Annotated in this window: 18 protein-coding genes; 6 read left to right on the forward strand and 12 right to left on the reverse strand. The window is 28.0% G+C overall.

Annotated elements, in window-relative coordinates; all coding sequences use genetic code 11:
* Window positions 1–11: 11 nt before the first annotated feature.
* From XO11_RS02275 to rpsF, 6 genes are all read right to left on the reverse strand, one after another.
* On the reverse strand, window positions 12–437 hold the full coding sequence (locus XO11_RS02275) for an NfeD family protein (RefSeq protein WP_175418106.1): 426 nt from the start codon (window positions 435–437) through the stop codon (window positions 12–14).
* 27 nt (window positions 438–464) lie between these two features.
* Window positions 465–1,295 carry an MBL fold metallo-hydrolase gene (locus XO11_RS02280; protein WP_014295955.1) on the reverse strand — a complete coding sequence of 277 codons (831 nt, stop codon included), beginning with the start codon at window positions 1,293–1,295 and terminating at the stop codon, window positions 465–467.
* Between the two features lie 16 nt (window positions 1,296–1,311).
* Window positions 1,312–1,764, reverse strand: coding sequence for a 50S ribosomal protein L9 (gene rplI, locus XO11_RS02285; protein ID WP_014295956.1), 453 nt, complete (start codon window positions 1,762–1,764; stop codon window positions 1,312–1,314).
* 107 nt (window positions 1,765–1,871) lie between these two features.
* Complete coding sequence (rpsR, locus tag XO11_RS02290) at window positions 1,872–2,096, reverse strand: 30S ribosomal protein S18 (protein ID WP_014295957.1); 225 nt, start codon at window positions 2,094–2,096, stop codon at window positions 1,872–1,874.
* A gap of 12 nt (window positions 2,097–2,108) precedes the next feature.
* On the reverse strand, window positions 2,109–2,615 hold the full coding sequence (locus XO11_RS02295) for a single-stranded DNA-binding protein (RefSeq protein WP_014295958.1): 507 nt from the start codon (window positions 2,613–2,615) through the stop codon (window positions 2,109–2,111).
* An 11-nt stretch (window positions 2,616–2,626) separates the two neighbouring features.
* Window positions 2,627–3,019: a 30S ribosomal protein S6 gene (gene rpsF, locus XO11_RS02300; protein ID WP_041638447.1), complete on the reverse strand. Its 393-nt coding sequence runs from the start codon at window positions 3,017–3,019 to the stop codon at window positions 2,627–2,629.
* Window positions 3,020–3,201: 182 nt separating this feature from the next.
* Here rpsF and XO11_RS02305 point away from each other — a divergent pair, with 182 nt between their 5' ends.
* The 6 genes from XO11_RS02305 (at window position 3,202) to XO11_RS02330 (ending at window position 8,029) form a co-directional block, all read left to right on the forward strand.
* The gene (locus XO11_RS02305) at window positions 3,202–3,768 is read left to right on the forward strand and encodes a PolC-type DNA polymerase III (RefSeq protein ID WP_014295960.1); all 567 of its coding nucleotides are present in this window, start codon (window positions 3,202–3,204) and stop codon (window positions 3,766–3,768) included.
* Window positions 3,769–3,770: 2 nt separating this feature from the next.
* On the forward strand, window positions 3,771–5,054 hold the full coding sequence (locus tag XO11_RS02310; RefSeq protein WP_175418107.1) for a PhoH family protein: 1,284 nt from the start codon (window positions 3,771–3,773) through the stop codon (window positions 5,052–5,054).
* Between the two features lie 69 nt (window positions 5,055–5,123).
* Window positions 5,124–5,372, forward strand: coding sequence for a DUF4911 domain-containing protein (locus XO11_RS02315; protein ID WP_041638449.1), 249 nt, complete (start codon window positions 5,124–5,126; stop codon window positions 5,370–5,372).
* A complete protein-coding gene (locus XO11_RS02320) occupies window positions 5,347–6,417 on the forward strand; it encodes a YqeG family HAD IIIA-type phosphatase (RefSeq protein ID WP_014295963.1) in 1,071 nt (356 codons plus the stop codon). The genes XO11_RS02315 and XO11_RS02320 overlap by 26 nt, the downstream gene beginning before the upstream one ends.
* Before the next feature lie 10 nt (window positions 6,418–6,427).
* Window positions 6,428–6,880, forward strand: a complete 453-nt coding sequence (locus tag XO11_RS02325) for a secondary thiamine-phosphate synthase enzyme YjbQ (protein ID WP_014295964.1) — start codon at window positions 6,428–6,430, stop codon at window positions 6,878–6,880.
* A 21-nt stretch (window positions 6,881–6,901) separates the two neighbouring features.
* Entirely contained in the window at window positions 6,902–8,029 is a 1,128-nt protein-coding gene (locus XO11_RS02330; protein WP_075780285.1) for a family 1 glycosylhydrolase, read from the forward strand.
* 444 nt (window positions 8,030–8,473) lie between these two features.
* On the opposite strand, the gene XO11_RS02335 is transcribed toward XO11_RS02330, so the two are convergent.
* From XO11_RS02335 to XO11_RS02360, 6 genes are all read right to left on the reverse strand, one after another.
* Window positions 8,474–8,785 carry a helix-turn-helix transcriptional regulator gene (locus XO11_RS02335; protein ID WP_014295967.1) on the reverse strand — a complete coding sequence of 104 codons (312 nt, stop codon included), beginning with the start codon at window positions 8,783–8,785 and terminating at the stop codon, window positions 8,474–8,476.
* Between the two features lie 73 nt (window positions 8,786–8,858).
* Window positions 8,859–10,136, reverse strand: coding sequence for an NAD(P)/FAD-dependent oxidoreductase (locus XO11_RS02340; protein ID WP_014295968.1), 1,278 nt, complete (start codon window positions 10,134–10,136; stop codon window positions 8,859–8,861).
* 73 nt (window positions 10,137–10,209) lie between these two features.
* Entirely contained in the window at window positions 10,210–10,389 is a 180-nt protein-coding gene (locus XO11_RS02345; RefSeq protein ID WP_014295969.1) for an HTH domain-containing protein, read from the reverse strand.
* Window positions 10,390–10,420: 31 nt separating this feature from the next.
* Window positions 10,421–11,443, reverse strand: coding sequence for an Rpn family recombination-promoting nuclease/putative transposase (locus tag XO11_RS02350; RefSeq protein WP_175418108.1), 1,023 nt, complete (start codon window positions 11,441–11,443; stop codon window positions 10,421–10,423).
* A 72-nt stretch (window positions 11,444–11,515) separates the two neighbouring features.
* On the reverse strand, window positions 11,516–12,475 hold the full coding sequence (locus XO11_RS02355; RefSeq protein ID WP_014295971.1) for a SufD family Fe-S cluster assembly protein: 960 nt from the start codon (window positions 12,473–12,475) through the stop codon (window positions 11,516–11,518).
* Entirely contained in the window at window positions 12,472–13,215 is a 744-nt protein-coding gene (locus XO11_RS02360) for an ATP-binding cassette domain-containing protein (protein ID WP_175418109.1), read from the reverse strand. Before XO11_RS02360 ends, XO11_RS02355 begins: the two co-directional genes overlap by 4 nt.
* Window positions 13,216–13,302: the final 87 nt, after the last annotated feature.

The raw sequence follows: 13,302 nt of genomic DNA on the forward strand, positions 1-13,302 counted from the left end.
ATCATCCCCCTTCAAGAAAGTTTTTTTACAACTAATGTATTACCTTCTCTTTTTAAAACTACAATTTTATCCCCTGATTTTATTTCTTCATCCGACATTGCTTTCCATTCTTCACCGAAAATTTTTACTATTCCAGATTTGTTTTTCCCAATATCTGAAATTGCAATTCCTGTTGCATTTTCTAATTCATCAAGACTGAATTTTCTATTTTCAGAACTTTTAAGCCATGGCTTTACAATTTTTCTTGAAAAAATCACAAGTATAAAGGATAGTATTATAAAAAATGTGGTTGTAATTATTTTGTTTGTTGTAAATATTCCTAATATGGCAGTAATAAAACTACTAATTCCAAACCATAAAAAGAAAAATGTTGGCGTAATAATTTCAAGAATAACAAAAATAATCCCCAATATTATCCAGAATTGCCATTCCAGCATTTTAACTCCCCCTTTCCATATGTTTCGCTATATTATGGAAATTTCTTCTGGATGTACAATATGAAACTCTATATCCTTAAATTCACTGGATAATTCTTCTTTTGTTTTTTTAATTAACCTTGTATATCGGCTTGAAATATGATAAAGAATAACCTTTTTTGGCTTAATTTGTGTTAATAATTTTTTTATTTCGTCTAATGATGTATGATTGCGCAATTTTCTATCTTTTTCTCTTATAAAAGTACATTCATGTACCAATATATCACTATCTTCTATAATATCCGGTGATACAGGTAACGAATCTCCGCTAATAGTAACTAATTTTTTTGTATATTTTTCCAATATATTTTCTTTACCCATTTTACTTATTAATTCCTTTATTTCATTTCCAGATAGATTTTGATATTCACTTTTTAAACGTTTTCTGTTTTCAAGAATCTGGAAACCAACAGATTTTTCGCCTGGAGTATGCCTTGTTTTGAAAATCTTTAAATATCTGTTATTTTTTAAAGGGATAATATCACCATGTTCAACGGTAATAAATTCAAGTTTGAATCTTAAATATTTATTCATTCTCTGGATAAAGTTTAGATATTCTTCTATATTTTTAGAACCTTTAGGATAATAAATTGTTAACCCCTTTTCTCGACTTCCCATTGCATTGTTTCTGGTATTTATAAATCCCCACAAACCTGCAATATGATCAACGTGAGAATGTGAAATAAATATCTTTTCTATACTGTATATCTTGTTTCCTAACGCAGCGCTTATTCCTTCGCCTACATCAAATAAAAGCCTATCAGGTTTATAATAAACCCATGTAGTATATAATGCCTTTGAACGAATTATAAATTCCAAAATTTTTCACCATCCATTATTCTTCTAACGGTTCTATTTTAACCTTAATATCTCCTTTTACACCTTCTGGAAGTTTTATTGTTAGTGTATATAACCCTACTTCTTTAATATTAACCTTTTCTGTAAACCATCTTTTATCAAAATCGATATTTGTACTATCTTTTATATGTTTTGCAATATCATTTGCTGTAATTGCTCCAAATAATTTTCCATTTTTTCCACATTTTATTTTTAATTTATAAACTTTTTCCTGGAGTTGTTTAAGTAATTTTTCCATTTTTTCTTTTCTTTTTTGTTTTACTTCTTTTTTTACTTCCTGTATTTTTTGAACGTGTTTTATTTCTCCTTCTTTCGCTTCAATTGCAAGTCCTCTTGGTATTAAATAGTTTCTTCCGTAACCGTCAGAAACTTTTACTATTTCCCCTTTTTTACCAACTTTTGCTACATCTTTCAATAACATTACTTTCATATAACCCCTCCTTGTTTCTTTCTTTATTAAGTATATCACAATTTAGTTAAATTTAATGTGAAAATGGAATAACAAAAATTAAAGGAGGCCTCAGCCTCCTTATATTATTAGTCACTAATGAATGGTAATAATGCCATGTGTCTTGCTCTTTTAATCGCCTTTTTAACCATTCTCTGGTGTTTTGAACAATTTCCGTTTAATCTTTTTGGAATTATTTTACCTTTTTCGTTAATGAAATCTTTTAATAAATCAACGTTTTTATAATCAATATATTCTATTTTTTGAGAACATAATTTACATTTTTTTACTCTTCTTGGTCTTCTAAATGCCATGTTGTTCACCTCCTAAAAATTTGGTGGGGTATCATCCTCGGTTCCCGCATCATCAATTGGGAAAAATTGAGGAAATTCATCATTTGAAAAGTCATCAAAATCATCATTTACTTCGTCGATAGTCGGTTCAATAACTTCTATATTTGAATTATCTTCAAAATTATTTGTTATATATGCATCTCTGCTTGCTTTTGACTCCATAAATTGTATTGTGGAAGCTGAAACCTCTGCTCTTTCCCTATAATTATTGTTTTGATCTCTCCAGGTATTTATTCTTAAAGCACCTTCAACAAGAATCAAAACACCTTTTTTGAGGTAATTTTCAGCAAATTCTGCTTTTTTTCCAAAAACAACAACCCTTATGAAGTCAGTTTTTTGACCGTTGAAATCATTATTCCAATTTGGTCTATCTACAGCAAGTGTAAAATTTGCGACTTTATCTCCTGAAGTTGTCATTCTTACTTCTGGATCTCTTGTAAGTCTTCCAACAAGTATAACCCTGTTGAATGAATAGCTCATAATATCATCCCTTATTCTTCGTCAGCAGCTACTGGTTCTTCAACAATAACTTCCTGTGTTTCTTCAGCTTTTTTTGCTTTGTTTTTTTCAGCTTTTTCTAAGTCTTCTCTTCTGAATACCTGCCATCTGAATGTGTTCTGGCTGTTAATTCTGAAAAGACCGTCTAATTCGTTTACCTTATCTGGTTCTGCTTTGAAAATTCCCCAAGCATAGTCACCTTCTGTATAACCTTGATGGGTTCTGTAAGCTAATTTTCTCATACCCCATCTTTCCCAGTGTTCAATTTCTCCACCAACTTTTTCTTCGATCCATGATTTAACTTTTTCTACTTCTGCGTTTCTTGCTTCTTCAGATAATTCTGGAGAAACAATAAACATAACTTCATAAATCCTTTTCACTACCATACACCTCCTCGGACATTTTTGGCCCTTATTTAAAAGAGCGGAATTTTTGCCATATTATTATATCAAAAAAAGTCTCAAATAAAAAGCTTTTAACATAAAATTATCAAAAAAAATAAATTATAGAAACTCTTCATTGTTTTGCATATCAAATTTGTGTTATACTTATATTAGGAGGTATTCTAATGGAAAGAATAGATACACAGGTTTTTGTTGCTTTTGATCTTGAAACTACCGGGTTAAAACCCTATTTAGGAGATAGAATTATTGAGGTAGCTGCTATTCCTATATTTAATGGGAGAATAAAAAGAAAATATGAATTTCATACATTGGTAAATCCAAATATTAGAATTCCTGGTGAAGTTTCACAGTTCCATAAGCTTAATAATACTGATATAGAAAATGCACCAACTATTTTAGAGGTTTTTCCAAGGTTCAAAGAATATGTCTCAGGTACAATTTTGGTTTCCCATAATGCAAGAATGGATATGAAATTTCTTGATGTTGCTGCAAAAGAAAGCGGTATTTTACCTTTAAACAATTATTATATCGATACTCTGGAATTGTCAAAAGCTTTATTGGAAACAGGCCCATATTCATTGGAACATTTATCAAAACGCTTCAAAATATATGAGGGAAAATCTCATAGAGCATATGACGATGCTTTGATGACTGCAAAATTATTTTTAATTTTTATAAAACGTTTTGGCTTAAAGAGTCTATCTGATTTCATAAAAAGATGGAGGGGATAGTTATGGTAAAAAACTTTGTGCTCGACACAAATGTATTAATTCATGATCCAAAAGCTATTTTTAATTTCCAGGACAACAATGTTATTATTCCATTTCCTGTTTTAGAAGAAATTGACAATTTAAAAACACGCGGTGAAAGAACAGGTGCCGCTGCTAGAGAAGTAAATAGAGTATTAGACGGATTAAGAAAAGACGGTAATTTAAGAAAAGGCGTAAAACTCGAAAATGGAGGTTGTTTAAGAATATTAACCCTTGAAGAAAATGGCTTTAAGATTCCTAAATATTTAGGGAGAAAGATGGATGATTTTATTTTAATGTATGCAATGTATTTAAAGGAACACGATAAAAAACATGAAACTTATCTTGTTTCTAAGGATATTAATATTAGAATAAAAGCAGAAGCCGTTGGAATAGTGGCTCAAGACTACCTTACAGATCGTATTGAATATGAAGATTATTTTGAAGGATTTATGGAGTTAAATATTGAAGAAAAACTTATTGAAAAGGATAAGATAAATATAAACCTCATTGAAAATCACGAAAACATTTCACCTAACACATATTTTGATCTTAATAATGGCAATTATTATAGATATTCTGAAAAAGAAAAAGCCTTGGTTAAACTTGATGTTTCATTATTTACAGAAGTTTTTGGGATTAATCCGAGAAACAGAGAACAGATTTTTGCATTTGATGCTTTACTAAATGATGAAATTCCACTTGTAACTCTTGTTGGAAGCGCTGGAACCGGAAAGACGTTATTGGCATTAGCAGTGGGACTTTTCAAGGTTTTAGATGAGAAAAAATATAAAAAATTACTTGTTTCAAAACCTGTAATTCCTGTTGGAAAAGATATAGGTTTTTTACCTGGTTCAATTCAAGAAAAGATGAAACCATGGTTGCAGCCTATATACGATAATCTTGATTATTTATTCCAGGGAAAAGGGAAAAAACCCGATGAATACCTTGAAAAAAGAGAAATATTAGAAATAGAGGTTCTTTCATATATTAGAGGAAGATCTATTCCGGAACAATATATGATTATTGATGAAGCTCAAAATTTGACTCCTCATGAAATAAAAACTATAATTACAAGAGTAGGAGAAAATACAAAGATAGTATTAACCGGTGATCCATTCCAGATTGATAATCCATATTTAGGTTTTTCATCAAATGGTCTTACATATGTCTCTTCAAAATTTAGAGAATCTCCTTTAGCTGCTCATGTGTATCTTTTGAAAGGAGAAAGGTCTGAACTTGCATCTAAAGCAGCAGAAATTCTGTGATTTGTAAAATATATTTAAGAATAATTCGGTAAAATATAGAAAATCTAAATATGAGAAAGGATGAGAAAAATGAATAATTCTGATGTTTTAGAATATGATGTATACGTTAAAGTAAAAAAAGAGGATATACATCTTGTCACTTATTTACTTGAGTCTGTTGATAATTTAATGAATGTAAGAAATGTTGTTGAAAACAACATGATGAAAATCATATGTCCAAAAGATACTCTTGATGAATCTTTAAAATTAATAAATTCTTTAAAAGAAATGACTGATCTGGAGGTTGTAAAGATTGAACCCAACAACGGGGAAGTCTAATTCCAGAAAAAAAGGGATATATAGAATTATCCCTATACCTTATGAAAATTATCCAAGTATTTTTGAAATTGATTATAACAGATTAAAAAAACTCGGTTTTAAAACTTTACTATTTGATTATGATTTTACTCTTGCTCCTTGGAAACAACAGATTGATGATAAAACTATTGTTTTATTTGAAAAATTATCTAATCTTGGATTTAAGATTGCAATTGTATCAAATGCCCCAGAAAAACGAATAAAACATGTAAAAGAAAAAGCTGGAGAACATATCCATATATATTGGCGTATGCATAAACCGTTATCTATAAAAATTAAAAAAATCTTTGAAGATTTAAAAACAACACCTGCTGAAACTGTGATAATTGGAGATTTATTTTTTACAGATATTTTATTAGGAAACAGATTGGGATTATATACTATTCTGGTTAATCCATATACATACGAAATTGATTCTTTTTTTAAAAAAATTGCCGCTTTTCTTTCTAAAATTTTATATTATACATTTTTTTATACATTGGGGTGGTTGTTTAGAATGCTTGATCATACTATACCAAACGAATTTGTTAACGATGTTTTTGAAATAGACTATAAAAAATTAAAAGATAAAGGTTTTAAACTTTTGATTTTTGATTTTGATAACACATTAACTACCTGGAGAAATGAAAAATTGCCAGATGAGATATTAAATTTATTTGATAATTTATCAAAAGATTTTAAAATTCTAATTGCATCTAATGGCAAAGAGCATAGATTTCATAATATTAGAGAAGAATTAAAAAGATATAATATCGATGTAATGGGATATTCTCTAAAACCTTTTCCTTTTAAGATTAGAAAAAAAATTAAGGAATATAATATTCCTCCATCTCAATGTGTTTTAATTGGTGATCAATTATTTACTGATATAATTGCAGGTAATAAAAATAATTTTTATACAATAAAAGTTAAACCAATTTCAAAGCATGAAAGAGTATTTACCAAAATACTAAGATTTTTCGAAAAGATTGCCATGAAATCAATGAGAGAAAAACCTAAAGTTTAGGAGGGGGAAGATGGCGTTTGATAAAGAAGTCTACGGAAATTCTGTAAAAAGCGTTACTAAATATTTATGGTTCAATACTGAAAAACCCATAGAAATAATTCATATAACAGATGAAGTCAGAGATTTTGTAAAAGAAAGCGGTATTATTGATGGATATGTAATGGTTTCCGCTATGCATCTTACAGCATCAGTTTATATTAATGATTATGAGTCCGGATTAATTGAAGATATTAAAGAATGGTTAGAAAAATTAGCTCCTCAAAATTATCCATATAAACATCATTGGACAGGTGAGGTCAACGGTCATGCTCATTTAAAGAATCTAATTATGCACCATCAAATAATAGTTCCTATAACAGATGGTGATCTTGATTTGGGACCATGGCAGGAGATTTTTTATGCTGAATTTGACGGACAAAGAAGAAAAAGGGTTATATTAAAAGCTTTTGGAATCTCAAAATAAATGAAATAAATGGGGGATTTTATGGAAAAAGTTTATTTTTATGACGGATTTTTATGGGGTGGAGTATTTGATTCTTATCAAATAGAAAAAATGAATGATCGTACAAACTGGGATGAATGGCAGAAAAAAGGAAAAATAAAAGACGGTACTACATTAAAAATCATAGAAAAGTTTCAGAAGAATTTATTTTCTGAAACTTTTGAAATTTCTAAAAATATAGGATTAAATTCCTTAATGTTTTCAATAGAATGGGCAAAAATATATCCTGAAATGGGATATATCAATCGTGCAAAATTAGAAAGTTATAAAAACTTTATCCTATCTCTGAAAAAAGAAGGAATTGAAATATTTTTAATTTTAAACCATTTTACTTTTCCAATCTGGTTTGAAGAAAAAGGTGGTTTTCAGAATGATGAAAATCTTAAATTTTTAATTTCATACACTGAAGAAATAGTAAATGAATTTAAAGATATAGTTGATTACTATATTCCTTTTTATGAACCTTTAAAATATATTGATTATGCGTATAAAAAAGGTTTATATCCTCCGGGGATTAGCGATGAAAAAATTTCTGAAATAGTTAAAGAAAACATAATAAAAGTTTATAAGGAATTATATCTTTTAATACACAAAAATAATATTTATTCCAAGGTCGGAATTATCAAAAATACAAATTATGATAATACTTTTTTTAATGTTTTAAAAAATTATATGGATTTTCTGGGAATTACATTTTACGATGATAAAACATCAGGTTTACCCCGTACAGTTCAAAAAGATGATATTGGAAATAATATTTATCCAGAAAAATTGAATATTGAGATACCAGAATTAAAGAAATATGATAAACCTATTGTAATTTCTTCTATCGGCATTGCTGATGAAAGCGATATTTATCGATCTCAATTTTTGATAAAAACAATTTCCTATATTCATGAGTTATTAAACAATAATATTAAGATTATGGGGTATTTTCACAAAAATATCTTTGATTTATTTGAATGGGAAGAAGGGTTTAGTGCCGAATACGGATTATTTGAATTTGATTCTATAAATAATCGCATAAATCCTCGACATAGCGCTAAAGTTTTTTCCAATATAGTTCAATCGAATAAAATACCACCACATTTAATCAAATATACTCAATAATTGTATTTTGAAAGGTCAGGCTTAACGCCTGACTTTTTTATTTATAATATATACTTTAATTTTTTTAAAGTCACTTATAAAAAAATTGAATTTTCTATAAAAAATTTTATGATATTTTAATATTTGCTATTGACAAATAAAAATTTTTTTGTTATAATAGAGTTGAACTTATAAAAATTAAAGTATATATAAATAAAATTAAAATAACCACGTCTATTAAGATGGAGAGAAATTAAATAATAATATTTTTTAAAAAGGGGGTTTTAATATGTTGAAAAGAAAAAAACATTTTTTAAAAGAAAAAAAGACAAGATCATACTACGAAGGATTTGATTCAATGACTGAATTAAAAGATGTATTATTAGAAATGAAAAGATATCAATTGTAACTTTTATTGCTACTCCTTCCTAAAAAAAGAAGCTCCGAAATTTTCGGAGCTTCTTTTTATTCATTATTTATAATACTATGTGCACTTTTAAGTTCTGAATGAATAATATTTTTTGCATCATCAAAGAGTTCAAAAATATGCGGATATTTTAATTCACAATATACAATATTCCCAACCTTTTCTTTTTTAATTAAACCAACATCTTCAAGAATTTTTATATGTTGAGATATGCTTGACTGCGTAAGCCCTAGCTTTTCAGAAATCTCAAGAATATTACATTCTTTATTATTTAATATTTTTAAAATTCTCAATCTTGTAGGATGAGATAAAGCTTTAAATATATCTGCTAATAAATCACAATTATCCATATTCAACACTCCATCTTTTAGTATTTCTAAGTAAAGTATAAAGTTTTAGTTTTACGATATATTCAAGGAAAAATTAATTTTCTGCTATTTTTCGCGCTTCAAGAATACCGTGTGCTGTAGCATGAACTATACTTCTTGTATGTCCAGAACAATCACCTATAAATTTAAGATTTTCAAATAAATCGTTATTTAATTTTTTACCATAAAATTTTACTTCTACTCCATATAATAAATTTTCTTCATCTGCAATTCCAGGAATTATTTTATCTAAATTATCTATAAATTCTATTAATGATGTAGAGGTCTTACTTGGAAAAACTAAATTAAGATCACCAAGAACATATTCATCATTATTTAAAGTTGGAAATACCTTCCATAATTTTTTTGTTCTTTTTCCTTTTTTAAAATCACCATATGTTTGAAGTATTATTTTATCTCCGCCTGCTAAAATATTGGATAATTTTGCTATATATGAACCATATCCATTTGGATCATTAAAAGGTTTTGTAAACGAATGAGTTACCAAAATTGCAAAATTAGTATTTGTCGATTTTTGATCATGTATTGCGTGACCATTTACAGTAATAAAATCAGAGTATTTTTCTGTAACAACATATCCCGAAGGATTATTACAAAATGTTCTTACCAATTGACCATTTGAAGACTTAAATTTCACTTTAAATTCATATAATGCCTCATTAAGCTCTTTAACAACTATATCCGGCAATTCAAATCTTACTCCTAAATCCACCTTTGTATTCGATAATATTATATCCGGATATTTCTCTGTTAAGGTATCTATTAGCTTAAATCCACTCCTTCCAACTGCAATATACACTTTATCAAACTCTTCCTTTTTTTCTTCACGACTTTTTCTATCGATATATTTAATTAATATTTTTTCATTAACTTCAATATCTTTAACAAAGGAATTAAATTTAAATTCTATTCCTTTTTTAGAAAATTCCTCATGTGCATTTTTTAGAAAAATCTTCAATTTATCTGTTCCAATATGAAAAAATTCTGATTCTACAAGTTTAAAGCCGTTAATAAAAAATTTCTTTTGTAGTTCTTCAAGATTCTCTCTAGATCCAATTTCAGGTTCTGTCTCTGCAAGCTTACAATAATAATCCACAATTTCTTTTTGCAATGTTTTATTATATAAAATTTCCTCTAAATCTCCTCCCATTTCTGAAGAGACAAAGAGCTTCCCATCAGCTCTAATTCCACTAATAGAGGATGAATAAATATCTGCATTCATTTCAAAAACTGTAATTTCATGTTTAGATGTGTCTATTTCCTTCAAAAATCCAACAGCTGCTGCACCAAATCCTATAACTGCTATTTTCATTAAAACCTCTCCTTTCAAATGTATATTTCCCTTACAAAAAAATAGACTGAAACCTTAAAGGTTTCAGTCTAGATTACTTTTTTATAGTATAGTAGCATCTCTTTGGAGATTCAATTTTCTCCTCTTTCTTTAATTTCTTTATTGCCTTATCCACTTCTTTTTTATCAATTCCCGCTTTTTCTGCTATTTCCGCAGATTTTAAAGGTTCTTTTGATTCAGATAATACCTTAACAACTAATTCTATATTATCCATTATATCTTCCTCCTAATAAATCTTTATGTTATTAATTCATTCTTTTATTTAAGTATTTTTTCAATTCATCAAATGAAATTTCGAAAATATTATCTATAATATAATCTAAATCATCTATATCCAGATTTTCAATTTTATTTCTTAATTTTTCTATATCTTTTTCTTTAAATTTTCTTTTTAATAATTTTATCACATCTTCAACTTTTGCGCTATGTAATCCTTGCTGTAATCCCTGCTCTAAACCTTCTTTTCTTCCTTCAATCATTGCTTTTTCTTTACTTTCTTTTATCGCTTCTTCAACTGTTCTTATAAAGTTTTCAAACATTCCCTCCACCTCCTCATTTTCATATATCTCGAGTTCTTTTTTATCGATTCCAGTTTTATTCGTTAATACATTAATTACTATACCTACATATTCTTTAAATTTCGCTTTTTCAGTTTCCGGAAGAGTTTCTAATTCTTTCTTTATCTCTTTTAACGTTTCTATTATCCTTTCTGTTTCCGACTTATTTAAGGTTAATAATAGTCCCAATGCATTTTTTATTCTTAATAACCTTTCTTCCTCTAATTGACTTAGATCTATTATTTCATATTTAAATGATGGTACATATTCTGAAAACATTTCCCAATTTTCTACTTTTTTCATAAACCAATTCTCGGCTGTCCATTTTCTTTTCCCTGTATAGAATACTATGGGGATTATAGGTATAAGCTTGAAACCTTTTGTTCTTGATTCTTTTTTAAAACTTTTTATATATTCTCTCCATATTCTAATCATATATTCTAATATTCTAAATTGCATCAAATAATCAACACTTGACTGATGTTCAATTAACAAAAATAAATACATTTCTCTTTCATCATACTTTATTTTAAACAATAAATCACTTTCCTTATCTCCATAGGCTAAATCAGTGAAACGTGTATTCTCTATTTTTATATTTTCTGGTTTTATGTTATAGGATCTCAATTTTGGTAAAAATATATTTATAAATTCAACAAGCATTTCCTTATCAGATAATATATTTTTAAATAGTTGATCTTCCATCCCCATTTAGATCCCCCCTTAAAAATATATTTATCATGAAATATTATAAAAAAATTTATTTCTTATGTCAAGAATACATTATTTTAAAATTCCTTTTATAATCAATTCCGTGGCTTCATCTTCTGTAAGTCCTTTAGCCATCAACGTTTCTAATTGCTGTGGATTAACTCTTCCAACGGATGCTTCATGAGTCAATTCTGCTAAATCGTTATTAACTCTCAATATTGGAATTGTACTTACATGAACATTTGAACCTTTACTGATTTCTGTACATTCAATGTGCCCCTTTGAATATGGTGCATTACCATAAGCTTCATTTATTACTTCTGCATTTGTTGAATCCTGAGCAAAAACATATGTTTTGGCAATACCTGAAGCCTTTTCGCCATTTAAATTCACTACTTCTTTTATATTAATCTTATCATCTTTTTTACCCCAGACTTTGGATTCAAGCAATGCTTTAGAAGATTCGTCAAGATCCACTGTCATTTCAATTTTTAACTCACCAGCTCTTGATTTCGTTAATCTAAATCTGCTATCAAATACAGAATTTTTTGCAACCTTTGTATAATAATATGTTTCTAAAAATATTCCATCTTTTTCATTATGAAAGTGCTCGTCTTCCATAAATACAATAGAGTTTTCACCAATATACATTTCTGAATCCATTTTATGGTGAATCTTTCCAAACGGGAACGAACAATGAGAAAGGAATTTTACATCACAATTATTTCCTATTGTATATTTAACCTTTATGTATTGTTCTCCTTGATTCCTTAAAAAGCCAACACATAAATGAATAGGTTTATCCATTTTAACTCCATCATCTATAATCATTTCATAATCAACAACACCATCTTCTGCTTTATGAATTATTATATTTATTCCTTCTACAGTATTCTTACCAAGTATTTTATCTCCACTGATAATAATAGAAACTATATCTTTACTTAATAAGTTACTTATATCACCACCAGCCTGTTCATAGGCTTTTTCTATCATTTCAAATTCTTTAGCATAATTTTTTTCTATGTTCATAATTTCACCTCATTACCCATATCTTCAACAGGTACATTTATATGTGCACAATTATCGCATGTGCTTTTATATACTTCAGAAACAATTTTTGGATCTCCCTGTGATTTAATTCTTCCTGAACAGATTAAAAATGCTTCATCGGCTATTTCTGCAATTTCCTCCCTATGAGTAATACTTAAAACACTTCCGCCATTTGAGGTTATCATTTTGAATATTCTTTCAATCATTATATTTGACATCATATCTATTCCGGAATCCGGTTCATCAAAAATAGCAAATTTTGGTTTTAATATAATTAATGATGCTAATTCTATTCTCTTTCTTTCACCACCCGAAAGTGTCTTATCAACCTTTCTATGAAGATAAAAAGGATTAAGACCCACAAGGTTTAATATCTCTATTAATTCCGCATCACTTAAATTTATCCTCTTTCCCAATGTAAGATATTCCTTTACTCCAAGTCCTTCATATCTCACTGGTTCCTGCCATGCCATTGTAATTCCCAATTTAGCTCTTTCAGTTATCGAATAATCTGTAATATCTTCACCATTAAATATTATTCTTCCACCATGATTTCCTTTATATCCGTCAAGTCCCATTATTATTCTTGCCAAGGTCGACTTTCCAACACCATTATTCCCTAAAACGGCATATATTTTCTTTTCTTCAAATTTAAAGGATATATCTTCTATAATCTTTCTTGGTCCTACATTAAAACTTATGTTTTGTAATTCTAACATTATACTTCCTCCCTGATCTTTTAGGATTACTATTATAATTCTATCAAATTATTGTAAAAATTCCTGACATAAAATATCGAAAATATA

This window comes from Marinitoga sp. 1138 (assembly GCF_013363265.1).
Classification (GTDB): domain Bacteria; phylum Thermotogota; class Thermotogae; order Petrotogales; family Petrotogaceae; genus Marinitoga; species Marinitoga piezophila.